The sequence below is a fragment of the Streptomyces sp. NPDC007945 genome (genome assembly GCF_042958885.1).
Taxonomy (GTDB): Bacteria; Actinomycetota; Actinomycetes; order Streptomycetales; family Streptomycetaceae; genus Streptomyces.
Window position 1 is genome coordinate 59,139 of the sequence record NZ_JBIBJV010000003.1, and the last position, 25,569, is coordinate 84,707.

Below are 25,569 nucleotides of genomic sequence, written 5' to 3' on the forward strand. Positions count from 1 at the left end.
ACGGAAACCGCCCGACGGACGCTCGTTGTCGCGGCGGAAGCCGCCACGGTCGCCACCGCGGTCGTCGCGGTCGCGGAACGACGGACGGTCGTTGTCGCGGCGGAAGCCACCGCGGTCACGGCGCTCGTAGTTGCCGCGCTCGTCGCGGGCGGGGCGCTCCTCGCGGCGCTGCTCCTCGCGGGCGGTGCGCTCGGCCTCGGCGGCAGCGGCGGCCACCTCGGCCTCGGCGGCCTCCGCGACGGCGGCGACGGCGGTCTCCGGGTCCTCACCGCGCTCGCGGGCGGCCTGCGCGACGAGGCGGTCGGCCTCCTCGCGGAGCTCGACGGCGCGGCGCTGGAGGCGCTCCAGCTGACGGGTGAGGTCGACGACCTCGCGCTCGGCCTGCTTGGCCGAGTTGTTCGCGGAGTCGGCCTGGACCTCGGTGAGCGAACGGGCGCCGGTGATCTCGGCGACCTCGGGGTCGAAGGCGCCGGCGCCGCCGACGATGTGGCGCGAGGCGTCGACGCCCGCGTCCTCCATGAGGCGGAAGATCTGGCGGCGCTGGTGCGGCAGGGCCAGGGAGACCACGACGCCGGAGCGGCCGGCGCGGGCGGTGCGGCCCGAGCGGTGCAGGTAGTCCTTGTGGTCGCCGGCCGGGTCCACGTTGAGGACCAGGTCGATGCCGTCGACGTGGATGCCGCGGGCGGCGACGTCGGTGGCGACGAGGACGTTGACGTAACCGTCCTTGAAGTCGGCGAGCGTGCGGGTGCGGGCGCCCTGGGTCATGCCGCCGTGCAGCGCGTCGGCCTTCACGCCGGACTCGCGCAGCTGCTCGGCGACGCGGTCGGCACCGAGCTGGGTGCGGACGAAGATGATCGTGCGGCCCTTGCGGGCGGCGATGGCGGCGGTGACCGGGGCCTTGTCCTTCGGCTTCACGACGAGGACGTGGTGGGTCATGGTGGTGACGGCGCCGGCGGACGGGTCGACCTCGTGGACGACCGGGTTCACCAGGTAGCGCTTGACCAGGCTGTCGATCTCGTTCTCCAGGGTGGCGGAGAAGAGGAGGCGCTGGCCGCCGGCCGGGACCTGGTCGAGCAGCTCGGTGACCTCGGGCAGGAAGCCCAGGTCGGCCATCTGGTCGGCCTCGTCGAGGACGGCGATCTGGACCTGCTCCAGGGAGCAGGCGCCGCGGGTGATGATGTCGCGCAGACGGCCGGGGGTGGCGACGAGGATGTCGACGCCGCGCTCCAGGGCGTAGATCTGGTTGCCCATCGACGTGCCGCCGCAGACGACCTTCATCTTGAGGCCGAGGACGTCGCCGTAGGGCTGGAGGGCGTCCGCGACCTGCATCGCGAGCTCACGGGTCGGGGTGAGGATGACGCCGCGGGGCTTCTTCTTCTCCGTCTGGCCGCCGGCCAGGGTGGCCAGCAGCGGCAGGCCGAAGGAGAGGGTCTTGCCGGAGCCGGTGCGGCCGCGGCCGAGGATGTCCTTGCCGGCCAGGGCGTCCGGGATGGTCGCGGCCTGGATCGGGAAGGGGGTGGTCACGCCGTTCTGCGCGAGCTTGCGGACGATGCCCTCGGGCAGGCCCAGGTCACCGAAGGTGATCTCGGGGGCCGCGTCGGAGTCGGCGTCGTCGGCCTCGTCGGTCAGGTCGGAGACGTCGAGGGCCTCGGTGGCCTCGTCGGTGATCTCCGCGTCGTCGGAGAGCTCGACGATCTCGGTGATCTCGATGATCTCGTCGTTCTCGGGCATGACGGTGTGGTCAGAACTGGAAATGGACATGCGAAATGCGAAACCTTCCGGAGTCTCGGCACGCGCCCGTCAACTCCGTGTTTCGCCTTAAGACCGCCTCAATGCGGTCAGCCACGGCAAGGGGAGAGGTACGCGCCAGTCGCGGCGCTCTTCGATGGTGGCGCCGGGCAAATGGGATCAAACGATCTACCACCATACGCACCCTCCCCCACCGCTGGCAAGTCGCTCCGGGTGACCTACGTCTCATGCCGGGCTGACCTGCGGAGATGCCGCCGGTTCGGTGGCCGCCGCGACCGCCCGCATCCCACCCAGCTGCGTCGAGGGCCCCTCGGTCGGCGGATCGCTCGGGTTCGACGTCGGCTCGGGGGTGGGCTCCGGCGTCGGCTCCTGGGTCGGCTCCGGCGTGGGCGTCGGCTCCGGCGTCGGCTCCGGCGAGGGGGTGCCCCCGCCACCGCCCGGAGCGCCGCCGGCCTCGCCGCCGGTCCCGCCCGTGCCCCCGCCGTCCGTGCCGCCCCCGCCGGATCCGCCGCTGCCGCCGGGACCGCCCGCCTCCCCGCCGCCCGCGCTCCCGGCCGCGCCGCCCGTCCCGTCGTGGCCGCCGGCGGCCGCGCCGCCCGCCGGACGCGTCCCGGACGGCCGCGGCCCGCCGGGCCGGCCCGCCGCGGGGGGCTCCACGCCCCCGGAGGGCGAGGCGGAGGCGGAGGGCGAACCGCTCGGCACCGGGGACCTCCCGCCCCCGCCCGCCGCGTCGGGGCCGCCCGCCTGGCCGCCGCGCCCGTCGCCGTACGCCCCGCCGCCGCCGTCCGGCTCACCGGTGCCGCCGTCGGGCTCGGCCGAGGCCCCCGGCTTCCCCCCGCTCGCTCCGGGCGCGGGCCGGGCGCTCTCGTCGCCGACACTCATACAGCCGCTCAGACCGGCGCACGCGGCGACCGCGAGGGCGGCGGCGGCCCATCGAACGCGGGTGGGGACATGGCGCACGGAGGCACCTCCAGGACACAGAAGGCGGGGAAGGGAACGCGTCCCCCTGCCCAACTCCCCGGCCGCCACAAGGGACACGGGACGACGACACCCTTGTTCGATCCCGTCGGCCGGTCCCACCCGGATCCCGGCCCTCCGGACGGCCGGATCGGGCTCAGCCGTAGCCCAGCGCGTGCAGCCGCTCGTCGTCGATGCCGAAGTGGTGGGCGATCTCGTGGACCACGGTGATCTCGGTCTCGGCCACCACGTCCTCCCGGGACTCGCACATCCGCAGCGTCGGCCCCCGGTAGATCGTGATCCGGTCGGGCAGCACGCCCGCGTACCACTCCCCCCGCTCGGTCAGCGGCGTCCCCTCGTAGAGGCCGAGCAGCTCCGGGTCGTCCGGAGAGGGCTCGTCCTCCACGAACACCGCCACGTTGTCCATCAGCCGCGTCAGCTCCGGCGGGATCCGGTCCAGGGCCTCGGCGACAAGCTCCTCGAACTCCTCGCGCGTCATCTCCAGCACGGGCCCATTCTCCCCCGGGTGGAAACCGTTTTGGCGATACCGCCTGCCATCCCATATGCTTCTCACGTCCCCGACGCGCTGATGAAGCGCCCAGGTGGGGCCGTTAGCCCTCATCGTCTAGTGGCCCAGGACGCCGCCCTTTCAAGGCGGTAGCACGGGTTCGAATCCCGTTGGGGGCACGCACAACCGTGTGCGAGACTAGTGCTCGTACACAAGCAAGGCTCTGTGGAGCAGTTGGTTAGCTCGCCACCCTGTCAAGGTGGAGGTCGCGGGTTCAAGTCCCGTCAGAGTCGCCGAAGCTGGAAACAGCTTCGTGGCTGGGTAGCTCAGTTGGTACGAGCGATCGCCTGAAAAGCGATAGGTCGCCGGTTCGACCCCGGCCCCAGCCACAGCAGAAGGGCCCCGTTCGCGAGAACGGGGCCCTTCGTCTATTCCGGCTGCTCCGCCCGCCGCGCACGGCCCCGGCCCCGCAGCGCGAGGACGAGACCGACCGCCGCCACGACCCCGACCAGCAGCGCCCAGTCCGGGACCGCCCGGCCCCACTCGGCGACCCGCCGCTCCACGGCGAAGGAGCCGTCCACCGAGAGCAGCCCCGGCAGCGCCGTCGTCCCGTCGAAGACCAGGAACAGCGTGCCCAGGGCCACGAAGAAGAGGCCCGACGCCAGCGAGGTCGAGTGGACCTCGAAGCGGCCGACCCGGAGCGGCCGGCCGCGCAGCCAGCGCCGCCGCCCGAGGTCGTACCGCTCCCACAGCAGCGCGAGCACGAACAGCGGCACCGCCATCCCCAGCGCGTACACCGCGAGCAGCAGGCCGCCGTACGCCGGGCTGCCGCTCAGCGCCGCCACCGTCAGGACGCTGCCGAGGATCGGGCCCGCGCAGAAGCCCGCCAGGCCGTAGACGAGGCCCAAGGCGTAGACCGAGACCGCCGAGGTGGGGCGGATCCGGCCGCTCGCCTCCGACATCCGGCGCGAGGCGAAGCCGAGGCCCAGGATCTGGAGGACGCCGAGCCCGATGATCAGCCAGCCGCCCGCGGCGACCAGCAGGTCCCGGTGGCCGTAGAAGAAGCGGCCCGCGAGCGAGCCCGCCGCGCCCAGCGGTACGAGGGTGGTGGCGAGGCCCGCGTAGAGGATCGCGGTCCGCGCCACCAGCTTCGCCCGGTTCTCGATCGAGTACGCGAAGAACGCCGGCAGCAGCAGGGCGCTGCACGGGCTGAGGAGGGCGAGGAGGCCGCCGAGGAAGGCCGCGAAGTAGCCGATCCCCGAGGTCACCGCCCGGCCGCCTTCTCCGGAGCCGGGGCGGCCGACTTCTCCCGCGCCGACGCGGCCGCCGCCTCGATCGTCTCCGTGAAGGTCTCCAGGGGCTGGGCGCCCGCGATCGGCCGCCCGTTGATCAGGAAGGAGGGGGTGGAGGAGGCGCCGAGCGCGTACCCCTGCTCCTGGTCCTTCCGCACGGCCTGCCGGGCCGCCTCGCTGCCGCTGTCCTTCGCGAAGCGGGCGAGGTCGGGCACCCCGGCCTCCTTCGCGAGGGCGGCGAGCCGCTCGGTCCCGAAGCCCTTCTCCTTGGCCCCGTCCGCGTACGCCGCCTGGTGGAACTGCCAGAAGCGGTCCTGCTGCCCGGCGGCCCAGGAGGCGCGGGCCACCGCCTCGGACTCCTCGCCGAAGATCGGGAAGTTGCGCCACTCGATGCGCAGCGTGCCCTTCTCGACGTACTTCTCGATCAGGACCGGCTCGGTGTCCCGGGCGAACTTCCCGCAGTAGCCGCACTTGAAGTCGGCGTACTCGATCAGCACGACCGGCGCGTCGGCGCGGCCCAGGGCGAGCTTGTCGGCGGCGTCCCGGCGGGCGTACTTCTCCAGCTCCGCGTACACCCCGGCCTGCGGGTCGGCGGACACCTCGGCGACGGCGGAGGAGCCGGACGTACCGGGGGAGGAGGGCTTGGTGGCGGTGAACGAGACGACGCCGAGCAGCGCGGCGGCGACCGCCACCCCGGCGACGATCACGATCGGCTTGGACTTGGACGTGGACGCGGGCTTGGGCTTGGAAGCGGAGGTGGACATGCGGAAACGCTCCTGAGGGAGGAAGGCGGCGGAAGGGGCGGACGGCTGGGGCGGCCGTCCGCCTACACCCTCAGGACCGACAGCTCCACCGGCGTCGGCACGCGCGCGGGCGGCTCCCGCCCCGGCGGCGTGGCCGGAGCCCGGAGGTCCGGCTGCCGGACCCCGCTCGGCCCCCGGTCGGCGGCGAGCGCCGGCAGCAGCTCGGCGAAGCCGTGCGCACGAGGCGGTACGACGGGACCCGCGTCGCCCGACTCGGCCGGATGCCCCGGATCGCACCCCGGCACGGCGGCGCCCAGGGCGACCGGGCCCGCGCTCGGAGCCGAACCGCCGCCGGAGACCGTCCCCCCGGGAACCGGACCGCGGACCAGCAGGCCGAGCACCAGGGCCGTCAGCACCGCCACCGCGACGGACGCCGACGCGCGTGTGGTGCGGAACATACGAAACCTCTCCGGTCCGGGGCAGATGCCCGGAATACTACGCACCGCCGGCCGCCCCCCTTCGTAAATCGGTTCGCCGCTTCTCGGCCGCAGGTGCGATCCTGGATTCCGTATGTCTACTTCCTTCGCCGCCCTCCAGTCCGTCCTGGCCGAGGTCTCGCTGCGGGACTCCCACCGGCTCGGCCGCCGTCTCGAAGGCGCCCGCCGCATCCGCAAGCCCGAGGCCCGCGAGGCCGTCCTGGACGAGATCGCCGCAGAGGCGGCCAAGGCCAAGGAGCGCGTCGACGGACGCGCCGCCCGCGTGCCCGCCGTCACCTATCCCGAGCAGCTCCCGGTCTCGCAGAAGAAGGACGAGATCCTGGAGGCGATACGCGACCACCAGGTCGTGATCGTCGCCGGCGAGACCGGCTCAGGAAAGACCACCCAGATCCCGAAGATCTGTCTGGAGCTGGGCCGGGGCGTCCGGGGCATGATCGGGCACACCCAGCCCCGCCGGCTCGCCGCCCGCACCGTCGCCGAGCGCGTCGCCGAGGAGCTGAGCACCCCGCTGGGCGAGGCCGTCGGCTGGAAGGTCCGCTTCACCGACCAGGTGAACCCGGACGCGACCTTCGTGAAGCTCATGACGGACGGCATCCTGCTCGCCGAGATCCAGACGGACCGCGAGCTGCGCGCCTACGACACGATCATCATCGACGAGGCCCACGAGCGGTCCCTCAACATCGACTTCCTGCTCGGCTATCTGGCCCAGCTGCTGCCGAAGCGCCCGGACCTGAAGGTCGTGATCACCTCCGCGACCATCGACCCCGAACGCTTCTCCCGCCACTTCGGCGACGCCCCGATCGTCGAGGTCTCCGGGCGGACGTATCCGGTCGAGGTGCGCTACCGGCCGCTACTCGAAGAGGACTCCGAGGACGCCGACCGGGACCAGATCACCGCCATCTGCGACGCCGTCGACGAGCTCCAGAAGGAGGGGCCGGGCGACATCCTGGTCTTCCTCTCCGGCGAGCGGGAGATCCGCGACACCGCGGACGCCCTCACCAAGAAGAAGCTCTTCAACACGGAGATCCTGCCGCTCTACGCGCGCCTCTCCCACGCCGAGCAGCACCGGGTCTTCCAGGCCCACTCCGGCCGCCGGATCGTCCTCGCGACCAACGTCGCCGAGACCTCGCTGACCGTCCCCGGCATCAAGTACGTGATCGACCCGGGCACCGCCCGGATCTCGCGCTACTCCCACCGCACCAAGGTCCAGCGCCTCCCCATCGAGGCGATCTCCCAGGCCAGCGCCAACCAGCGCAAGGGCCGCTGCGGCCGTACGAGCGACGGCATCTGCATCCGGCTGTACTCCGAGGACGACTTCCTCACCCGGCCGGAGTTCACCGACGCCGAGATCCTCCGCACCAACCTGGCCTCCGTCATCCTCCAGATGACCGCCGCCGGCCTCGGCGAGATCGAGAAGTTCCCCTTCATCGACCCGCCGGACCACCGCAACATCCGGGACGGCGTCCAGCTCCTCCAGGAGCTCGGCGCGCTCGACCCCACGGAGAAGGATCCGAAGAAGCGGCTCACCCAGCTCGGCCGGAAGCTCTCCCAGCTCCCCGTCGACCCCCGGCTCGCCCGGATGGTCCTGGAGGCCGACAAGAACGGCTGCGCCCGCGAGGTCATGGTCATCGCGGCCGCGCTCTCCATCCAGGACCCCCGCGAACGCCCCGCCGACAAGCAGGCCCAGGCCGACCAGCAGCACGCCCGCTTCAAGGACGAGACCAGCGACTTCCTCGCCTTCCTCAACCTGTGGCGGTACGTCCGCGAGCAGCAGAAGGAGCGCGGCTCGTCCTCCTTCCGCCGGATGTGCAAGCAGGAGTACCTGAACTTCCTGCGCATCCGCGAGTGGCAGGACATCTACGCCCAGCTGCGCACGGTCGCCAAGCAGATGGGGATCCACCTCACCGAGCCCCGGGACGACGAGTCCTTCCCCGAGCAGGCCATCCACGTCTCCCTCCTCTCCGGCCTCCTCAGCCACATCGGCCTCAAGGACGTGAAGGACGCCAAGGAGGGCCGGGACCAGAAGCGGGAGGGCACCCGGAACGAGTACCTGGGGGCCCGCAACGCAAAGTTCGCGATCTTCCCCGGTTCCGCCCTCTTCAAGAAGCCGCCGCGGATGGTGATGTCCGCCGAGCTGGTGGAGACCTCGCGGCTCTGGGCGCGGGTGAACGCCCGGATCGAGCCCGAGTGGGTCGAGCCGCTCGCCCAGCACCTGGTGAAGAAGACGTACAGCGAACCGCACTGGGAGAAGGACCAGGCGGCCGTGATGGCCTTCGAGAAGGTCACGCTGTACGGCGTCCCGATCGTCGCCGACCGCAAGGTCAACTACGGCCGCGTCGACCCCGAGGTCTCCCGCGAGCTGTTCATCCGCAACGCCCTGGTGGAGGGCGACTGGCGCACCCACCACAAGTTCTTCGCCGACAACCGCAAGCTGCTCACCGAGGTCGAGGAGCTGGAGCACCGGGCCCGGCGCCGGGACATCCTCGTCGACGACGAGACGCTCTTCGACTTCTACGACAAGCGGGTCCCCGAACACGTCGTGTCCGGGGCCCACTTCGACTCGTGGTGGAAGCACAAGCGGCGCGAGGAACCGGAGTTCCTCGACTTCGAGCGCGAGATGCTCATCAACGAGAAGGCCGGCGCCGTCACCAAGGACGACTACCCGGACTCGTGGCGGCAGGGCGCGCTGAAGTTCCGCGTGACGTACCAGTTCGAGCCGGGCGCGGACGCGGACGGCGTGACCGTCCACGTGCCGCTCCAGGTCCTGAACCAGGTGACCGACGAGGGCTTCGACTGGCAGATCCCGGGCCTGCGCGAGGAGGTCGTCACCGAGCTGATCCGCTCGCTGCCGAAGCCGATCCGCCGCCACTACGTGCCCGCCCCGAACTTCGCCGGCCGCTTCCTGGACGCGGTCGTGCCGGTGCAGGAGCCGCTGACGACGGCGCTGGCGCGCGAGCTCCAGCGGATGGTCGGGGTCCCGCTGACGCCGGAGGACTTCGACTGGGCGAAGGTCCCCGACCACCTCAAGATCACCTTCCGGATCGTCGACGAGCGGCGCCGGAAGCTCGCCGAGGACAAGGACCTGGAGACGCTGCGCCTGAAGCTGCGCCCCAAGGCCCGTCAGGCGCTCTCCAAGGCCGCCCAGGCGGCCACGGCGGGCCCGGACGGCTCCGGGCCCTCCCTGGAGCGCGCGGGCCTGAAGGACTGGACGATCGGGACGCTCACCCGGGTCTTCGAGACCAAGCGGGGCGGGCAGCCGGTGAAGGCGTACCCGGCGCTGGTCGACGAGGGCGACTCGGTGGCCGTGCGGCTCTTCGACTCGGAGGCCGAGCAGGACCGGGCGATGTGGCGGGGCACCCGGAAGCTGATCATGCTGAACATCCCGGTGAACCCGGCGAAGTTCGCCTCCGACAAGCTCACCAACCAGCAGAAGCTGGCCCTGTCGGCCAATCCGCACGGCTCGATCCAGGCGCTGTTCGACGACTGCGCCACCGCGGCCGCCGACCGGCTGATCGCGGACCACGGCGGCCCGGTGTGGGACGAGGCGTCCTTCCGGAAGCTGTACGACAAGGTCCGCGCCGACCTGGTGGAGCTGACGATCCGGACGGTGGGTCAGGTCCAGCAGGTCCTGGCCGCCTGGCAGGCGTGCGAGCGGCGTCTGAAGGCCACCACGAGCCCGGCGCTGCTGCCGAACCTCCAGGACGTGCGCGGGCAGCTGGACTGGCTCATGCCGGCCGGTTTCGTGACCCGTACGGGTCTGAAGCGGCTGCCGGACCTGATGCGCTACCTGGTGGCGGTGGACCGGCGGCTCCAACAGATGCCGACCGGGGTCCAGCGGGACACCACCCGGATGGAGAAGGTCCACGAGATGCTCGACGAGTACGCGTGGCTCCTGGAGCAGCTGCCGAAGGGCCGGCCGGTGCCGGCCGAGGTCACGGACATCCGCTGGATGATCGAGGAGCTGCGGGTGAGCTACTTCGCCCACGCCCTCGGCACGGCCCATCCGGTGTCGGACAAGCGGATCGTGAAGGCCATCGACGCGGCCGTGCCGGGCCCGGCGCGGTAGACCGGGGGCCGACGGGCGGTGGGTTCGACCAGACCGCTGACCTGCTGTACAGTTCTTCTCGCAGCCAAGAACAACCGGTTGCGAGGGTCCTGTGGAGCAGTTGGTTAGCTCGCCACCCTGTCAAGGTGGAGGTCGCGGGTTCAAGTCCCGTCAGGATCGCCTCGGAAGAAGGCCCGCATCGTCTCGATGCGGGCCTTCTTCGTCATGCGTGAACTGCACTCGAACGGGGGACGAAAGTCCCACCATCCGGTGACCATCGGCGGGTTGGGCGTGTTCCCCGGGGTGGGAGGCTGTTCTGTGGCAAGACTTCGCGGGTGTGACGGGAGTCACTGAAACTCGTTCAGAAACCCCCTCTTTTACACGCTCCCTACAACGACTCAATTTAATATGTGCAATTGCACCTGTCTCCGACGTGGGGAGCGGGAGGCGAGGCGAAGGGTCCCGGGCACAAAAAAGACGATCGCGCCGGACCCGGCGGAGTCCAGCGCGATCGTTGACGGTGGCCTGTTGGGGCAGGAACCGCCGGCAGAGCTGTGGGTTGGGCGACCGGATTGGGGGACCCGGAGCTGCCCGGTGTTACGGGGTGCTGCGTGTGCTGCGGCTGTCGCCGAAGCCTCAGGCCTCGCTGCGCTGCTGCGGAATGCCCGCCAGCAGAGCGCGGACCTCGGCCTCGCGGTAACGACGGTGCCCACCCAGGGTGCGGATGGACGTGAGCTTGCCGGCCTTGGCCCAGCGAGTCACCGTCTTCGGGTCCACGCGGAACATCGTGGCGACCTCGGCAGGGGTCAGCAGCGGCTCGGCATCAGGGGTGCGAGCGGTCATGAGCGGCCTCCTCGGGAGAACCGAACCTTCTCGGTTCTTTCCTCTAAATTCTGCACCTTGACCCGCCTTGCCCGAAATGGCAGAAGCGGGTCGAGTCGGTTATAGGACGAACGGCTTGTCCTCGGCACTACAACTACACCATCCGTCCAGCCGCGTCGGCCAAACCGATGGAATTGCCCTCGCAGGTGTTCATCAGCGGCGGAAGTCGACTGACCATGCCATAGCGGACAGTCACACCACTGTGACGATCAGTCACAGAGCGATCAGGAGTCCTCAGACCCCCCATAGAGTGCAATGCTGAGCTTTCCGGCCAAAGTTGGACGGAAGGAACCCTCCCCGGACTCCTTGTCCTATTTTGGCACGAGGGTGGGCGATCGACGCAAGGGTGCGTTTAGTGCTGTCCGTCACGCTTGAGTCAAAGGCCCGGTTCAGGACCAACGTCCCATGTGATTCGGACAGATCGATCCAGCCAGGCGTCTGAAGATCATTTACCCCCGTGGGACATGTCTTGTCCATGCACACCTGACGAAGATGCCCGACCTATGTCAATTCGTGTCCCGCCGGGCCCTCAGTTCGCGTGCCGCAGGTCCCTGACGGCCCGCCAGCGCTCCGCCAGCCGCGCGTACACCTCGCCCGCCGCGTCGTCGTCCCCCGCCCGCAGCGCCGCCAGCCCCGCGGCCACGTCCGCGGCCGACCGGTCCGCCGCCAGCCGCTCCTCCGCCACCGCGTGCACGAGACCGCCGTAGTCCAGCTCCACCAGTGCCCGCGGATGGAACTCCTCCAGCCAGCGGCCCACGTCCACCAGGCCCTGCGCCAGCGTCCCCTCGTCCACCGAGTCCCGCAGCGCGCGCAGCGCCCGCGCGAGCCGCCGCCGCGCCTGCGCCATCGTCGTCCGGTAGCGCAGCACCGGCGCCCGCCCCGCCACCCGGTCCCCCGGCTCGTAACACCGCTCCTCGTCCCCGAAGAGCGCGAACCAGCGCAGCGGCACCTGCCACACCGCCGTCCTGATCCACGGCCGCGCGTCCGGGTTCCGCTCCAGCCACCGCTCGTGGTCCGCCTCCACCTGGGCCCGCACCACCGGCGGCAGCATCGCGTCCAGGACCGACTCCGGCAGCCCGCCCTCCGCCACCAGGTCCCGCAGCGCCAGCCAGCCCCGCAGCCGGGTCCGCCACGGGCAGACCACCACCACGCCGTCCAGGTGCGCCACGAAGGCCTCGCCGCTCTCGTGCACCGGGACCGGCACGGGCGGCACCGGCGCCAGGTCCGCCAGCGAGCGCCGCAGCTCGTCCTGGGCCCCCGGGGTGCGCGGCCGGCGGGCGTACCGCGACCAGTGGGTCCGCTCCGGCTCGGGGAACGCGGCCAGCGGCTCGTACACGCGCAGATACGAGGCGTACGGGACGAGCACCGTGGAGTCGACCGACATGTCCCGATCCTTCCACGCGGGTACTCCGCGAGGGGGTGATCCGGCCCACTCCGCCCTCCCTACGCCCAGGTAGGACTTAATCTCGTGGCGCAATGTGTCCTCCCCCACCCACAGGGAGGACCTTCCGCCGCTTCGTACTTGGGAGTCACCACCGTGACCGCTGTATCCGACGGCGTCCTGCACACCCTGTTCCACTCGGAGCAGGGCGGACACGAGCAAGTCGTGATCTGCCAGGACCGCGCCACCGGCCTGAAGGCCGTCATCGCCCTGCACAACACCGCACTGGGCCCCGCCCTCGGCGGCACCCGCTTCTACCCGTACGCGACCGAGGCCGAGGCCGTCGCCGACGCCCTCAACCTCGCGCGCGGCATGTCGTACAAGAACGCCATGGCCGGGCTGGACCACGGCGGCGGCAAGGCCGTGATCATCGGCGACCCCGAGCTGATCAAGAGCGAGGAGCTGCTCCTCGCCTACGGCCGCTTCGTCGCCTCCCTCGGCGGGCGCTACGTCACGGCCTGCGACGTCGGCACCTACGTCGCCGACATGGACGTCGTGGCCCGGACCAACCAGTGGACCACCGGCCGCTCCCCCGAGAACGGCGGCGCCGGCGACTCCTCGGTCCTGACCGCCTTCGGCGTCTTCCAGGGCATGCGCGCCTCCGCCCAGCACCTGTGGGGCGACCCGACCCTGCGCGGCCGGAAGGTCGGCGTCGCGGGCGTCGGCAAGGTCGGCCACTACCTCGTCGAGCACCTGCTGTCGGACGGGGCCGAGGTCGTCGTCACCGACGTCCGCGAGGAGTCGGTGCGCCGGATCACCGACAAGTACCCGCAGGTCCAGGTCGTCGCCGACACCGAGGCCCTGATCCGGGTCGAGGGCCTCGACGTCTACGCGCCCTGCGCGCTCGGCGGTGCCCTGAACGACGACACCGTCCCGTTCCTCGCCGCGAAGGTGGTCTGCGGGGCGGCGAACAACCAGCTCGCCCACCCGGGCATCGAGAAGGACCTGGAGGCGCGCGGCATCCTCTACGCGCCCGACTACGTGGTGAACGCCGGCGGTGTCATCCAGGTCGCCGACGAGCTGCACGGCTTCGACTTCGACCGCTGCAAGGCGAAGGCCACGAAGATCTTCGACACCACTCTGGAGATCTTCACACGTGCGAAGGCGGACGGCATTCCGCCGGCCGCGGCCGCCGACCGCATCGCCGAGCAGCGGATGGCGGAGGCCCGGCGCGGCTGAGCCGCCCCGGCGCACGGGGAGTGATCGGTCCGCCGCCCGGGAGACTTCGCTCACGCCGGTCGGCGGGTCGGCCCCCCAGAAGAGGTTAAAATCGCGATTGACCAGCGAGGTAAGGGCACCTCGATGGTTCTGTACCGGGGTATGTGATGCGCACGGCGTACCGTAGACCCGAGGAAACAGGTACCGTTGAAGCCCTGCGGACCGGTCTCTCCACCGAGAGCCCGTTTCGCATCATGAACGCGTGTCAAGACTCTGGGGCCAGCGAGCCCCGTCACCGAGGGGGTCGAGCCATGGGGCGCGGCCGGGCAAAGGCCAAGCAGACCAAGGTCGCCCGCCAGCTGAAGTACAGCAGCGGCGGGACTGACCTGTCGCGTCTGGCCAATGAGCTGGGCGCTTCGACTTCGAGCCAGCCGCCGAATGGCGAGCCGTTCGAGGACGACGAGGAAGACGACCCGTACGCGCAGTACGCGGATCTCTACAACACGGACGACGAGGACGAGGACGACGAGTCCGGTCCGCAGTCCTCCCGGCGTCGCGCTTGACCTTCTGAACGCCGAAACTCGGTCCAGGGCACCCCGGACCGAGTTTTCGTGCTGCCCGGGCGCGGTCGGCGGCCGGACACCTCAGGACACGAAGAAGGGGCACCCCGCCCGGCGGGGTGCCCCTTCTCGCGTCTTCGCGGGGACTACTTCGCGTAGTCGCCGACCAGCTCCGCGCCGGAGTCCTTGTCGCCGCGCTCGGTGATCTCGCCGGCGACCCAGGCGTCGAGCCCGCGGTCGGCCAGCGTGGTGAGGGCGGCGTCGACCGACTCGGCGGGGACGACGGCCATCATGCCGACGCCCATGTTGAGGGTCTTCTCCAGCTCCAGGCGCTCGACCTGTCCGGCGGTGCCGACGAGGTCGAAGATCGCACCCGGGGTCCAGGTGGAGCGGTCCACGGTGGCGTGCAGCCCGTCGGGGACGACCCGCGCCAGGTTGGCCGCGAGGCCGCCGCCGGTGATGTGGCTGAAGGCGTGCACCTCGGTGGTCCGGGTGAGCGCGAGGCAGTCGAGCGAGTAGATCCTCGTGGGCTCCAGGAGCTCCTCGCCGAGGGTGCGGCCCAGCTCCTCGACCCGCTGGTCGAGGCTCATGCCGGCGCGGTCGAAGACCACGTGGCGGACGAGCGAGTACCCGTTGGAGTGAAGACCGGAGGAGGCCATGGCGATGACCGCGTCCCCCGTACGGATGCGATCGGCGCCCAGCAGCCGGTCGTGCTCGACGACACCGGTGCCGGCGCCCGCGACGTCGAAGTCGTCCGGGCCGAGGAGGCCCGGGTGCTCCGCCGTCTCGCCGCCGATCAGGGCGCAGCCGGCGAGGACGCAGCCCTCGGCGATGCCCTTGACGATGGCGGCGACCCGCTCCGGGTGGACCTTGCCGACGCAGATGTAGTCGGTCATGAAGAGCGGCTCGGCGCCGCAGACGACAATGTCGTCCATGACCATCGCGACCAGGTCGTGGCCGATGGTGTCGTACACGCCCATCTGGCGGGCGATGTCGACCTTCGTGCCGACGCCGTCGGTCGCGGAGGCGAGCAGCGGACGCTCGTAGCGCTTGAGGGCGGAGGCGTCGAAGAGGCCGGCGAAGCCGCCGAGGCCACCGAGGACCTCGGGGCGCCGGGTCTTCTTCACCCACTCCTTCATGAGCTCGACGGCGCGGTCGCCCGCCTCGATGTCGACGCCCGCAGAGGCGTAGCTGGCGCCGCCTGCGGCACTGGCGATCTCAGACATGGGTGAGAACTTTCGTGTCGTCACTGCTTCACTGCGGGTGTGCAGCGGGGTCTCACGGACGGCGCAGGGCGTCGGACGCCGCGGTGGCGGCGGGGCCGGCGGCCAGCTCCGTCTCCAGGAGCTGCTTGCCGAGCAGCTCGGGGTCGGGCAGCTCCATCGGGTACTCGCCGTCGAAGCAGGCCCGGCAGAGGTTCGGCTTGGCGATGGTGGTCGCCTCGACCATCCCCTCCAGGGAGATGTACGAGAGCGAGTCCGCGCCGAGCGACTTGCCGATCTCCTCGACGGACATGCCATTGGCGATCAGCTCCGCGCGGGTGGCGAAGTCGATGCCGAAGAAGCAGGGCCACTTGACCGGCGGCGAGGAGATCCGGATGTGGACCTCGGCCGCGCCGGCCTCGCGGAGCATCCGGACCAGGGCGCGCTGGGTGTTGCCGCGGACGATGGAGTCGTCCACGACCACGAGCTTCTTCCCCTTGATGACTTCCTTGAGGGGGTTGAGCTTCAGCCGGATGCCGAGCTGGCGGATGGTCTGCGAGGGCTGGATGAAGGTGCGCCCGACGTAGGCGTTCTTGACCAGGCCGGCGCCGAAGGGGATGCCGGAGGCCTCCGCGTAGCCGATGGCGGCGGGGGTGCCGGACTCCGGCGTCGCTATGACCAGGTCGGCCTCGACGGGGGCCTCCGCGGCGAGGCGGCGGCCCATCTCGACGCGGGAGAGGTACACGTTCCGGCCGGCGATGTCCGTGTCGGGACGGGCCAGGTACACGTACTCGAAGACACAGCCCTTCGGCTTCGCTTCTGCGAAGCGGGAGGTGCGGATGCCGTTCTCGTCGATCGCGATCATCTCGCCCGGCTCGACCTCGCGGACGTAGCTGGCGCCGCAGATGTCGAGGGCGGCGGACTCCGAGGCGACGACCCAGCCGCGTTCGAGGCGGCCGAGGACCAGGGGGCGGATGCCCTGCGGGTCGCGGGCCGCGTAGAGCGTGTGCTCGTCCATGAAGACGAGGGAGAAGGCGCCCCGGACGTCGGGGAGGACCTTCGCGGCGGCCTGCTCGATGGTGAGCGGCTTGCCGTCCTCGTCGACCTGGGCGGCGAGGAGCGCCGTCAGCAGGTCGGTGTCGTTGGTGGCGGCGACCTGGGTGGCGCGGCCGTCCTTCTTGGGAAGGTCGGCGACCATCTCGGCCAGCTGCGCCGTGTTCACCAGGTTGCCGTTGTGGCCGAGCGCCAGCGAACCGTGGGCGGTGGCCCGGAAGGTCGGCTGGGCGTTCTCCCACACGGAGGCCCCGGTGGTCGAGTAGCGGGCGTGACCGACCGCGATATGACCCTGGAGGGAACCGAGAGAGGTCTCGTCGAAGACCTGGGACACGAGGCCCATGTCCTTGAAGACGAGGATCTGGGAGCCGTTGCTGACCGCGATTCCCGCGGATTCCTGGCCCCGATGCTGGAGGGCGTAGAGCCCGAAGTACGTGAGCTTTGCGACCTCTTCACCCGGAGCCCAGACACCGAAGACGCCACACGCGTCCTGGGGGCCTTTCTCGCCGGGGAGCAGGTCGTGATTGAGTCGACCGTCACCACGTGGCACGTCTTCGAGTCTAGGGGACCTCGACCACTGGTCCGAATTGGGGAACGGAGCGTAAGCGACGGTCGTACGATCGCACCAAAAGATCGTCGCGTACTTGGAGAGGCCTACAAGGCAGGCGCCGGAAGGGCTCCGGCCCTCCGGCCCCTGTTCCGGCGGGCACCCGCACCCCTCCCCTGAAGGCCCCTCGATGTGACGCAGAACGCAGTCCGCCAGGGTTTCACCGGCGTTTCGATCACGCGAACTACGCGCGTCGACCCACCCTCACCCCGTTGACGCCCCCGCCCGGCTCGGCGAGGCTCCTGCCCCATGCAGCCCCACAGCGACCGACCGGTCACCCTCGTCAAGCGCCGACACGTGGACCTCGCCCGTGTCACGAGCACCGGCTGTCGCCCCACCTGACCGGGCGTGACGCCCCGGCCCGCCGAGTCGGGGCGTCACGCCCGCTGGGCCGAGGGCCTTACGCCCTTGCGCCGGGGGGGTCATGCCGGCCGGGCTGAGGGCCTTCCGCCCGCTGGGCCGAGGGCCTTACGCCCCTGCGCCGGGGGGGGTCATGCCGGCCGGGCCGGGGGCCTTCCGCCCGCCGGGCCGGGGGCCTTCCGCCCGCCGGGCCGGCGGCCTCACGCCCGCCGGGCAGAGGGGCTGACGCCCGCCGGGGCTTCAGGGCCACGCGGCCGTTGTGCCACTAGGGGGGCGGCAAGCCCGCCGCGGCCCCCGGACCCTCAGGGCCACGCGCCCGTCGGGCCCTCGGGGCGGCGAGCCCGCCGCGCCCGCCGGGCCCTCGGGGGTGGCAGGTTCGCCGGAGGCGGCGGGGCCTTCCGGCTCCGGACCGCGGTCACCCGCCCCACCGGGCCAGGGGTCGCCGCCGGGCCGGGGGTCGCCCGCCCGCCGGGCCGGGGGCCTGCGCCCGCCTGGCTCTGGGCGGCCGCAGGCTCGCCGCGCCGGAGCGCCGGAGGCCCGCCGCGCCGTGAGGGCCACAAGCCCGCCGCGCGGGGGCCTAGCTAGGCGCCGACCGGCGGGGACCTTGCTGGGCCCGGACCGGCCGGGACCCGCAAGCCGGACCGATAGGCCGCCCGCTCGTCGGTCCGGGAGGCGCCCCTTCGATAGACCGGGAGCCGTCCACCTGCCAGGCCCCGCTCGTCCGTCCGGGAGGCCGCCCATCGTCAGACCGGGAGCCGTCCGCTCGTCGGCGGAAGCCGTCCACCCGTCGACCCGGGAAGCGCTCCCTCCGTCAGGCCAGGAGCCGTCCGCTCGTCGGCGGAAGCCGTCCACCCGTCGACCCGGGTCGCGCTCCCTCCGTCGGACCGGGAGCCGTCCACCCGTCGGCGGGAACCGTCTGCCCGTCGATCCGGGAAGCGCTCCCTCCGCCAGGCCGGGGGCCGTCCGCCCGTCGGCGGGAGCCGGCCGCTCGTCGACCCGGGACGCGCTCCCTCCGTCAGACCGGGCGCCGGCCGCCCGCCGGGCGGGGACGTGTCCCGTCGTCGGACGGGAGCCGTCCGCCCGTCGGTCCGGGAGGCGCCCCTCCGCCCGCCCGGGAGGCGCCCCTCCATCGGACCGGGAGCCGTCCACCCGTCAGGCCGGTACCCGACCCGTCGGAGCGGGAGGCGCCCCTCCGTCGGAGCGGGGGCGTCCGCCCGCCGGGTCCGCTCGTCCGTCCCCTCCGCCGCCCCCGCTACCCCGTCCCCTCCACCCCGCCTCCGCCTCCCCGTTCCCCCGTGCCTCCGCCCGCGGTGCCGTCCCCCACCGCCGGGTTTGGAGGCGTACCCGTACGTTCCCTGGAGATTCGCCATGCCCACGCCCTTGTCCCGTCGCGCCTTCGGGGGTGCCGCCGCCGGTGCCGCCGCGGTGGCCGCCCTCGGAACCGGCACCGCCGATGCCGCTCCCGTCCCCGCCGCGCCCACGGTGGAACGCCCCTTCCGGGCCGCCCGGCCGCGGCGCCACTCCCGCCGGCCGAACGTCCTCTTCATCCTGGGCGACGACCTCGGCTGGGCCGACCTCTCCTCCTACGGCTCCCCGCACATACGGACCCCGCACCTCGACCGGCTCGCCCGCCAGGGCGTCCGCTTCACCGACGCGTACTCCGGTTCCTCGACCTGCTCCCCCACCCGCTTCAGCCTCTACGCGGGCCGCTACCCGGGGCGTACCAAGGGCGGGCTGGCCGAGCCGATCGCCGACAAGTCCGTTGGCCTCGAACCCACCCACCCCACGCTCGCCTCGCTGCTCCGCGACTCCGGCTACGCCACCGCCCTCATCGGCAAGTGGCACTGCGGCTACCTCCCCGACTACTCCCCCACCAAGTCCGGCTGGGACGAGTTCTTCGGCAACTTCGGCGGGGCCCTGGAGTACTACTCCAAGCTCGGCCTCGGCGGCGAGTACGACCTCTACGAGGGCGACGCCCCGTACAAGGACCTCCGCTACTACACCCGCATCCTGACCGAGCGGGCGAGCGAGTACGTGAGCCGCGACCACGGGAAGCCGTGGCTGCTCAACCTCAACTTCACCACCCCGCACTGGCCGTGGATCGCCGACGGCGACGAGGAGGCGAGCGCCGAGATCGTCCGCCGCATCGAGGCGGGCGACCGCTCCGCCCTCTGGCACCAGGACGGCGGCTCGGTCGAGAAGTACAAGGAGATGGTCGAGGACCTCGACCGCTCCATCGGCCGGGTCCTCGACGCGCTCAGGAGGTCCGGGCAGGAGGAGGACACCCTCGTCTTCTTCGCCAGCGACAACGGCGGCGAGCGCTTCTCCTACAACTGGCCGCTCGCCGGCAACAAGGGCTCCCTCCAGGAGGGCGGCATCCGCGTCCCCGCGATCCTGCGCTGGCCCGCCCGCGTCGACGGCGGCCAGGTCAGCGACCTGCCGGTCTTCACCCCCGACTGGACGGCGACCCTGCTCGAACTCGCCGGCGCCCGCCCCCACCCCGCGTACCCGCTCGACGGCACCAGCCTCGCCGGGCACCTGCTGCGCGGCGAGGACGTGCCGGAGCGGGACCTGTTCTGGCGGGTCAGGGGCGAGCGGGCGCTTCGCCGCGGCGACTGGAAGTACTACCGCGGCAAGTCCGGCCGCGACCAGCTCTTCCACCTCGCCGAGGACGCCCGGGAGCAGGCCGACCGGGCCCCCTTCGAGCAGGCCAGGCTCGCCGGGCTGCGGGCCGCCTGGGAGCGGATCGACGCGGGGCTGCTGCGCTACTGAGCGGCCTCGGCCCGCGCGCTCAGGCCCTCGCCGGCGCCGTCGACGAGGGTCAGGGTCCGGTGGTCGAGCCGGTAGGAGAGCGGGCCGTCGAGGAGCTCGTACAGCTGCGTCTCCAGCCGCATCTGGGGGCTCGTGCACATCATGCGGGTGGTGGCGGCCGGGCCCTCGACGGTCAGGGTGCGGGCCTTCTCGTCGAGCCTCGCGGTGGCGGAGAAGTCGTTGCAGCCGAGGTTGCCGGTGATCCGGCCGTCGGTGCCGATGACGAAGCGGGCCTTCTCGCCGCCGCCGGCCGGAAGGGAGGCGGCGGTGCCGCCGGAGACCAGGCCGTCGATCTTCCAGGTGGTGCCGCGCAGCGGCGGGGACGGCTCGGCGGCCAGCTCCACCTTCCGGGCGCCGTCCGCGGAGACCAGGGTCAGCGCGCCGTCCGTGAGCGTGCCCTTCAGGGGGCCGGCGAAGGCGGCGAGGAAGGCGGTCTCGAAGCGCCGCAGGTCCGCGGGGCAGCCTTTCTCGGTGACCTCGTCTGGGGCGACCGTGACCGTGCTGCCGGCCACGGTGACGGCCGCGCCGAAGTGGTTGCAGCCGGTACTGCCCTGGGCGCGCCCCTCGCCCGTGAAGTCGACGCGGGCGCCCTCGGGGGCCTGCGCGCGGCTGCCGTCGACGGTGACCGCCCCGACGGTCCACTCGCTTCCGGAGAGCGGCAGGTCGGGATCGCCGGCGCTCCCGCCGGCGTCCCCGCCCTGACCACAGGCGGAGAGCGACACAGAGAGCGACGCGGCGAGCAGGACGGCGGCGAGGGTGGTGCTGCGCGGCTTCGGCATGCCGATGGGACGCGGCGGACCCGCGCCGGGTTCCCGGACGCGTCCACCCGGGTGGCGCGGACGCGCCCGTAACGCGGCCCGGGACCGGGCCGGGCTCACGGCGCGCCCGGCACGCCCACTCCGATCCGGCACGCCCGCGCTCCCGATCCGGCCCGATCCGGTCCGGTCGGCCCGGACGGCCCAACCGGCCCGGACGGCCCGGACGGCCCAACCGGCCCGGACGGCCCAGCCGGTCCGGACGGTCCAGCCGGTCCGGTCGGCCCAGCCCGCCCTACCCCATCACGGGAAGCAGCCCCGCCAGGTCCGCGCGCTCGCCGCTGGCGGCGATCCGGGCCGCGGCGCGCTCGGTGGCCCAGTCGGTGCGCCCGGTGGCGAGGCGGATCCAGGTCAGCGGGTCCGTCTCGACGACGTTCGGCGGGGTGCCCCGGGTGTGCCGGGGGCCCTCCACGCACTGCACCACCGCGTACGGCGGGATCCTGACCTCCACGGCGCCGCCGGGGGCCTTCACCGCCAGGGCGTCGGCGAGGAGCCGGGTGCAGGCGGCGAGGGCCTGCCGGTCGTAGGGGATCTCCGTGCCGGTCGCGGCGGCGAGGTCGTCGGTGTGGACGACGAGTTCGACGGTGCGGGTGACGAGGTGGTCGTCGAGCGTCATGGCGCCGAAGCGGGTCGGCAGGAGCCGTTCCCCGTCCGCGCCGGCCAGCGCCCTCGCGAATTCCTCGGTCACGCGCGCGTACAGCCCCGGCAGGTCGGCGGCGTCGAGCGCCCGGACGTCCCCGTCGATCCCGGCGGCTGCGCCGGCGGTGGCCAGGGGCCAGTCCAGGAGGGTGAGTTCCCGGGCGGCCGGCTCGGGCGCGTCGAGCCCCCGCACGACCGCGCCGAGCGCCATCGTGACGTGCGCGGCCAGCTCCCGCACCGTCCAGGTCCCGAGCCGCGTCGGACCGTCGAGCGCCTCGGGCGGCAGGGCGAGCACCGCGTCCCGTACGTGCCCGAACTGGGCGGTGACGGCGGCGCGGGTCCTGGCGGGGTCGTAGCTGCGGGTGCGTTTCCTGGCGGGTGGCATGGCCCGAGGCTAGCGCCGAGACTTGAGGGGAGGGGGGCAACCCCTGTGGAAAGGCAGTGGGGGACCATGACCCACCACGAGCACCCCGACGCGGCTGTCGTGCGCCGGGGGTACGAAGCGTTCGGTACCGGTGACGTGGAGACGCTCGCCTCCCTCATGACCAGCGACTGCACGCACCACTCGCCCGGTGAGAGCCAGATGTCCGGGCACTTCAAAGGGCGGGACAACGTCCTGGCCCACCTCGGGAGGCTCTCCGAGCTGACCGGCGGCACCTTCCGCGTGGAGCTGAAGGGCGTCTATCCGGACGGCCGTGGACACGTGATGGCCGTCCACCGGTGGCACGGCGACCGGAACGACCGGGGCATCGAGATGGACGGCGGCCTGTTCTTCACCCTCGTCGGCGGCAAGATCTCCGACGTCGACGAGTGCGTGGCGGACATCCCCGAGTCGGACGCCTTCTGGGGCGCCGGCTGAAGCGCGGACCTCGGACTCTCCCGGGCCCGGGTCCGGGCGGAACGCGGAAACCCCCGCCCGAGCGGAGCGGGGGTTTCCGGGTGAACCGACTCAGGCCAGCAGGCCCGGGATGGTCGCCTCGTGGGCGGCGCGCAGCTCCTCCAGGGAGAGGCTGAACTCGCCCTGGACGTCGACCGCGTCGCCGTCGACGACACCGATGCGGGTCGCCGGCAGGCCGCGGGCGCCGCACATGTCGGTGAAGCGGAGCTCCTCGCTGCGCGGGACGGCGACGACCGCGCGGCCCGCCGACTCCGAGAAGAGGAACGTGAAGGCGTCCAGGCCCTCGGGGACGATCAGGCGCGCGCCGTTCCCGCCGCGCAGGCAGGACTCGACGACCGCCTGCACGAGACCGCCGTCGGACAGGTCGTGCGCCGCGTCGATCATGCCGTCGCGGGAGGCCGAGATCAGGATCTCGCCGAGCAGCTTCTCGCGGTCGAGGTCCACCGCCGGCGGCATGCCGCCGAGGTGCTGGTGGATCACCTCGGACCAGGCCGAACCGCCGAACTCCTCCTTGGTGTCGCCGAGCAGGTAGAGGAGCTGGCCCTCTTCCGCGAAGGCGATCGGGGTGCGGCGGTTGACGTCGTCGATCACACCGAGGACGGCCACGACGGGCGTCGGGTGGATGGCGACCTCACCGGTCTGGTTGTAGAGCGAGACGTTGCCGCCGGTCACCGGGGTGCCCAGCTGGAAGCAGCCGTCCGCGAGACCGCGGGTGGCCTCGGCGAACTGCCACATCACGGCCGGGTCCTCGGGCGAACCGAAGTTCAGGCAGTCCGAGATGGCGAGCGGCTTGGCGCCGGAGGCGGCGACGTTGCGGTACGCCTCCGCGAGGGCGAGCTGCGCGCCGGTGTACGGGTCGAGCTTGGCGTACCGGCCGTTGCCGTCGGTCGCCATGGCCACGCCGAGGTTGGTCTCCTCGTCGATGCGGACCATGCCCGCGTCCTCGGGCTGCGCCAGGACCGTGTTGCCCTGCACGAAGCGGTCGTACTGGTCCGTGATCCAGGACTTCGAGGCCTGGTTCGGGGACGAGACGAGCTTCAGGACCTGGTCCTTGAGCTCGGCGCCGTCCTGCGGCCGGGGCAGCTTGCCGGCGTCGTCGGCCTGGAGCGCGTCCTGCCACTCCGGGCGGGCGTACGGCCGGTGGTACGTCGGGCCCTCGTGGGCGACGGAGCGCGGCGGCACGTCGACGATCTGCTCGCCGTGCCAGAAGATCTCCAGGCGCTCGCCCTCGGTGACCTCACCGATGACGACCGCGATGACGTCCCACTTCTCGCAGATCTCCAGGAAGCGGTCGACGTGCTGCGGCTCGACGATCGCGCACATGCGCTCCTGCGACTCGCTCATGAGGATCTCCTCGGGCGAGAGCGTCGCGTCGCGCAGGTGCACCTTGTCGAGGTCCACGCGCATGCCGCCGGAGCCGGCGGAGGCCAGCTCGGACGTGGCGCAGGAGAGCCCGGCGCCGCCGAGGTCCTGGATGCCCGCGACGAGCTTCTCCTTGAAGATCTCCAGGGTGCACTCGATGAGGAGCTTCTCCTGGAACGGGTCGCCGACCTGGACGGCGGGGCGCTTGGTGGGCTTCGTGTCGTCGAAGGTCTCGGACGCGAGGACCGAGACGCCGCCGATGCCGTCGCCACCCGTGCGGGCGCCGTACAGGATGACCTTGTTGCCGGGGCCCGAGGCCTTGGCGAGGTGGATGTCCTCGTGCTTCATCACGCCGATGCAGCCGGCGTTGACCAGCGGGTTGCCCTGGTAGCAGGAGTCGAAGACGACCTCGCCGCCGATGTTCGGCAGGCCCAGGCAGTTGCCGTAGCCGCCGATGCCGGCGACGACACCGGGCAGCACGCGCTTGGTGTCGGGGTGGTCGGCCGCGCCGAAGCGCAGCGGGTCGACGACCGCGACCGGGCGGGCGCCCATGGCGAGGATGTCGCGGACGATGCCGCCGACGCCGGTGGCCGCGCCCTGGTAGGGCTCGATGTACGAGGGGTGGTTGTGCGACTCGACCTTGAAGGTGACCGCGTACCCCTGGCCGACGTCGACGACGCCCGCGTTCTCGCCGATGCCGACGAGCATGGCGTCGTTCTCGGGCGTCTTCTCGCCGAACTGCTTCAGGTGGACCTTGCTGCTCTTGTAGGAGCAGTGCTCGGACCACATGACCGAGTACATGGCGAGCTCGGCGCCGGTGGGACGGCGGCCGAGGATCTCCCGGATGCGCGCGTACTCGTCCTCCTTGAGGCCGAGCTCCTTCCAGGGCTGCTCGCTGTCCGGCGTCTCGCTCGCGTGCTTGACGGTGTCGAGGCTCATCAGGCGTTGACCAGCTTCTTGAGGATCGAGGTGAAGAAACCGAGGCCGTCCGTCTTGCCGGTGCCGACCAGCGGCTCGACGGCGTGCTCCGGGTGCGGCATGAGGCCGACCACGTTGCCCGCGGCGTTGGTGATGCCCGCGATGTCACGCAGCGAGCCGTTGGGGTTCACGTCCAGGTAGCGGAAGGCCACCCGCCCCTCGGCCTCCAGCTCGTCGAGGACGCGCTCGTCGGCGACGTAGCGGCCGTCCATGTTCTTGAGCGGGACCTCGATCTCCTGGCCCTGGACGTAGTCCGAGGTCCAGGCGGTCTCCGCGTTCTCCACCCGCAGCTTCTGGTCGCGGCAGATGAAGTGGAGGTGGTTGTTGCGCAGCATCGCGCCCGGCAGCAGATGGGCCTCGGTGAGGATCTGGAAGCCGTTGCAGATGCCGAGGACGGGCATGCCCGCCTTGGCCTGCTCGATGACGGTCTCCATCACCGGCGAGAAGCGGGAGATGGCGCCGGCCCGCAGGTAGTCGCCGTAGGAGAAGCCGCCGGCGAGGACGACCGCGTCGACCTGCTTGAGGTCCTTGTCGCGGTGCCACAGCGAGACCGGCTCGGCGCCGGCGAGGCGGGCGGCGCGCAGGGCGTCCTGGTCGTCGAGCGTGCCGGGGAAGGTGACGACGCCGATGCGAGCGGTCACGACTCGACCTTCACGACGAAGTCTTCGATCACGGTGTTGGCGAGGAAGGTTTCGGCCATCTCGTGGATGCGGGCGAGGGCGGCGTCGTCGACCGGCCCCTCCACCTCCAGCTCGAAGCGCTTCCCCTGACGGACGTCGGCGATTCCGGCGAACCCGAGGCGGGGCAGTGCACGCTGCACCGCCTGTCCCTGCGGGTCGAGGATCTCCGGCTTGAGCATGACGTCGACTACGACGCGTGCCACTGGCACTCCCGGTGGTGTGTTGCGTGGGCGGTTCCCTCAGCGTACCTGCCTCCAAATTCTACGCGGGTAGAGATCTGAAGGATCCTACAAATGCCCAGGCCGGAAGGCACCGCCACGGCTGATCCACTC

General features: G+C 72.0%; 21 protein-coding genes and 4 tRNA genes. 10 read left to right on the forward strand and 15 right to left on the reverse strand.

Translation table 11 applies throughout. The annotated features are described in order from the left end of the window. From ACFZCF_RS10980 to ACFZCF_RS10990, 3 genes are all read right to left on the reverse strand, one after another. A partial coding sequence (locus ACFZCF_RS10980) for a DEAD/DEAH box helicase (protein ID WP_391286110.1) occupies positions 1-1,761 on the reverse strand: 1,761 nt, incomplete at its 3' end. Between the two features lie 213 nt (positions 1,762-1,974). After that, the gene (locus tag ACFZCF_RS10985; protein WP_391286113.1) at positions 1,975-2,631 is read right to left on the reverse strand and encodes a hypothetical protein; all 657 of its coding nucleotides are present in this window, start codon (positions 2,629-2,631) and stop codon (positions 1,975-1,977) included. A 232-nt stretch (positions 2,632-2,863) separates the two neighbouring features. Then, positions 2,864-3,214 (reverse strand): metallopeptidase family protein, encoded by a 351-nt coding sequence (locus ACFZCF_RS10990; RefSeq protein ID WP_030496497.1) that lies wholly within the window; start codon positions 3,212-3,214, stop codon positions 2,864-2,866. Between the two features lie 106 nt (positions 3,215-3,320). Between ACFZCF_RS10990 and ACFZCF_RS10995 the strand changes: the two genes are divergently transcribed. The 3 genes from ACFZCF_RS10995 to ACFZCF_RS11005 all read left to right on the forward strand — a co-directional run bounded on the left by ACFZCF_RS10995 (position 3,321) and on the right by ACFZCF_RS11005 (position 3,603). Then, positions 3,321-3,393: transfer RNA gene (locus ACFZCF_RS10995), tRNA-Glu, on the forward strand. Positions 3,394-3,433: 40 nt separating this feature from the next. Further along, a tRNA-Asp gene (locus ACFZCF_RS11000) sits at positions 3,434-3,507 on the forward strand. 22 nt (positions 3,508-3,529) lie between these two features. Further along, positions 3,530-3,603, forward strand: a tRNA-Phe gene (locus ACFZCF_RS11005). Positions 3,604-3,642: 39 nt separating this feature from the next. Here ACFZCF_RS11005 and ACFZCF_RS11010 read toward each other — a convergent pair. The 3 genes from ACFZCF_RS11010 to ACFZCF_RS11020 all read right to left on the reverse strand — a co-directional run bounded on the left by ACFZCF_RS11010 (position 3,643) and on the right by ACFZCF_RS11020 (position 5,707). Continuing rightward, complete coding sequence (locus ACFZCF_RS11010) at positions 3,643-4,482, reverse strand: cytochrome c biogenesis protein CcdA (protein WP_391286116.1); 840 nt, start codon at positions 4,480-4,482, stop codon at positions 3,643-3,645. Continuing rightward, positions 4,479-5,270 (reverse strand): DsbA family protein, encoded by a 792-nt coding sequence (locus ACFZCF_RS11015; protein WP_388441999.1) that lies wholly within the window; start codon positions 5,268-5,270, stop codon positions 4,479-4,481. Before ACFZCF_RS11015 ends, ACFZCF_RS11010 begins: the two co-directional genes overlap by 4 nt. Positions 5,271-5,332: 62 nt before the next feature. After that, the gene (locus tag ACFZCF_RS11020; RefSeq protein ID WP_388442002.1) at positions 5,333-5,707 is read right to left on the reverse strand and encodes a hypothetical protein; all 375 of its coding nucleotides are present in this window, start codon (positions 5,705-5,707) and stop codon (positions 5,333-5,335) included. A gap of 112 nt (positions 5,708-5,819) precedes the next feature. Here ACFZCF_RS11020 and hrpA point away from each other — a divergent pair, with 112 nt between their 5' ends. Further along, complete coding sequence (hrpA, locus tag ACFZCF_RS11025) at positions 5,820-9,812, forward strand: ATP-dependent RNA helicase HrpA (protein WP_391286118.1); 3,993 nt, start codon at positions 5,820-5,822, stop codon at positions 9,810-9,812. A gap of 85 nt (positions 9,813-9,897) precedes the next feature. Next, positions 9,898-9,971, forward strand: a tRNA-Asp gene (locus tag ACFZCF_RS11030). Between the two features lie 456 nt (positions 9,972-10,427). Here the strand turns inward: ACFZCF_RS11030 and bldC are convergent. Both bldC and ACFZCF_RS11040 read right to left on the reverse strand, forming a co-directional pair. Beyond that, on the reverse strand, positions 10,428-10,634 hold the full coding sequence (bldC, locus tag ACFZCF_RS11035; RefSeq protein ID WP_003949541.1) for a developmental transcriptional regulator BldC: 207 nt from the start codon (positions 10,632-10,634) through the stop codon (positions 10,428-10,430). 568 nt (positions 10,635-11,202) lie between these two features. Beyond that, positions 11,203-12,057, reverse strand: coding sequence for a hypothetical protein (locus tag ACFZCF_RS11040; RefSeq protein ID WP_391286120.1), 855 nt, complete (start codon positions 12,055-12,057; stop codon positions 11,203-11,205). A 153-nt stretch (positions 12,058-12,210) separates the two neighbouring features. On the opposite strand from ACFZCF_RS11040, the gene ACFZCF_RS11045 reads away from it, so the two are divergent. Both ACFZCF_RS11045 and ACFZCF_RS11050 read left to right on the forward strand, forming a co-directional pair. Beyond that, positions 12,211-13,293, forward strand: coding sequence for a Leu/Phe/Val dehydrogenase (locus tag ACFZCF_RS11045; protein ID WP_388442011.1), 1,083 nt, complete (start codon positions 12,211-12,213; stop codon positions 13,291-13,293). 290 nt (positions 13,294-13,583) lie between these two features. Next, the gene (locus ACFZCF_RS11050; RefSeq protein ID WP_388442014.1) at positions 13,584-13,835 is read left to right on the forward strand and encodes a DUF3073 domain-containing protein; all 252 of its coding nucleotides are present in this window, start codon (positions 13,584-13,586) and stop codon (positions 13,833-13,835) included. 143 nt (positions 13,836-13,978) lie between these two features. On the opposite strand, the gene purM is transcribed toward ACFZCF_RS11050, so the two are convergent. Both purM and purF read right to left on the reverse strand, forming a co-directional pair. Next, positions 13,979-15,058: a phosphoribosylformylglycinamidine cyclo-ligase gene (gene purM / locus ACFZCF_RS11055; protein ID WP_388442017.1), complete on the reverse strand. Its 1,080-nt coding sequence runs from the start codon at positions 15,056-15,058 to the stop codon at positions 13,979-13,981. 52 nt (positions 15,059-15,110) lie between these two features. After that, positions 15,111-16,637, reverse strand: a complete 1,527-nt coding sequence (gene purF / locus ACFZCF_RS11060; protein WP_388442020.1) for an amidophosphoribosyltransferase — start codon at positions 16,635-16,637, stop codon at positions 15,111-15,113. 306 nt (positions 16,638-16,943) lie between these two features. On the opposite strand from purF, the gene ACFZCF_RS11065 reads away from it, so the two are divergent. Further along, on the forward strand, positions 16,944-17,036 hold the full coding sequence (locus tag ACFZCF_RS11065) for a putative leader peptide (RefSeq protein ID WP_388442023.1): 93 nt from the start codon (positions 16,944-16,946) through the stop codon (positions 17,034-17,036). A gap of 1,386 nt (positions 17,037-18,422) precedes the next feature. Beyond that, entirely contained in the window at positions 18,423-19,826 is a 1,404-nt protein-coding gene (locus ACFZCF_RS11070) for a sulfatase-like hydrolase/transferase (protein ID WP_391286124.1), read from the forward strand. Here the strand turns inward: ACFZCF_RS11070 and ACFZCF_RS11075 are convergent. Continuing rightward, positions 19,820-20,644, reverse strand: a complete 825-nt coding sequence (locus ACFZCF_RS11075) for an META domain-containing protein (RefSeq protein ID WP_391286126.1) — start codon at positions 20,642-20,644, stop codon at positions 19,820-19,822. The genes ACFZCF_RS11070 and ACFZCF_RS11075 overlap by 7 nt on opposite strands. A gap of 271 nt (positions 20,645-20,915) precedes the next feature. After that, positions 20,916-21,704, reverse strand: a complete 789-nt coding sequence (locus ACFZCF_RS11080; RefSeq protein ID WP_391286127.1) for a sterol carrier family protein — start codon at positions 21,702-21,704, stop codon at positions 20,916-20,918. A 66-nt stretch (positions 21,705-21,770) separates the two neighbouring features. Here ACFZCF_RS11080 and ACFZCF_RS11085 point away from each other — a divergent pair, with 66 nt between their 5' ends. Continuing rightward, entirely contained in the window at positions 21,771-22,178 is a 408-nt protein-coding gene (locus ACFZCF_RS11085) for a nuclear transport factor 2 family protein (protein ID WP_388442035.1), read from the forward strand. A 90-nt stretch (positions 22,179-22,268) separates the two neighbouring features. Here the strand turns inward: ACFZCF_RS11085 and purL are convergent, their stop codons facing one another. From purL to purS, 3 genes are read right to left on the reverse strand one after another with little or no spacing between them, the layout of a single operon-like run. Next, positions 22,269-24,518: a phosphoribosylformylglycinamidine synthase subunit PurL gene (gene purL / locus ACFZCF_RS11090; RefSeq protein ID WP_388442038.1), complete on the reverse strand. Its 2,250-nt coding sequence runs from the start codon at positions 24,516-24,518 to the stop codon at positions 22,269-22,271. Further along, entirely contained in the window at positions 24,518-25,198 is a 681-nt protein-coding gene (purQ, locus tag ACFZCF_RS11095; RefSeq protein WP_388442041.1) for a phosphoribosylformylglycinamidine synthase subunit PurQ, read from the reverse strand. The genes purL and purQ overlap by 1 nt, the downstream gene beginning before the upstream one ends. Next, positions 25,195-25,440 carry a phosphoribosylformylglycinamidine synthase subunit PurS gene (purS, locus tag ACFZCF_RS11100; RefSeq protein ID WP_015035032.1) on the reverse strand — a complete coding sequence of 82 codons (246 nt, stop codon included), beginning with the start codon at positions 25,438-25,440 and terminating at the stop codon, positions 25,195-25,197. Before purS ends, purQ begins: the two co-directional genes overlap by 4 nt. Between the last annotated feature and the right edge of the window lie 129 nt (positions 25,441-25,569).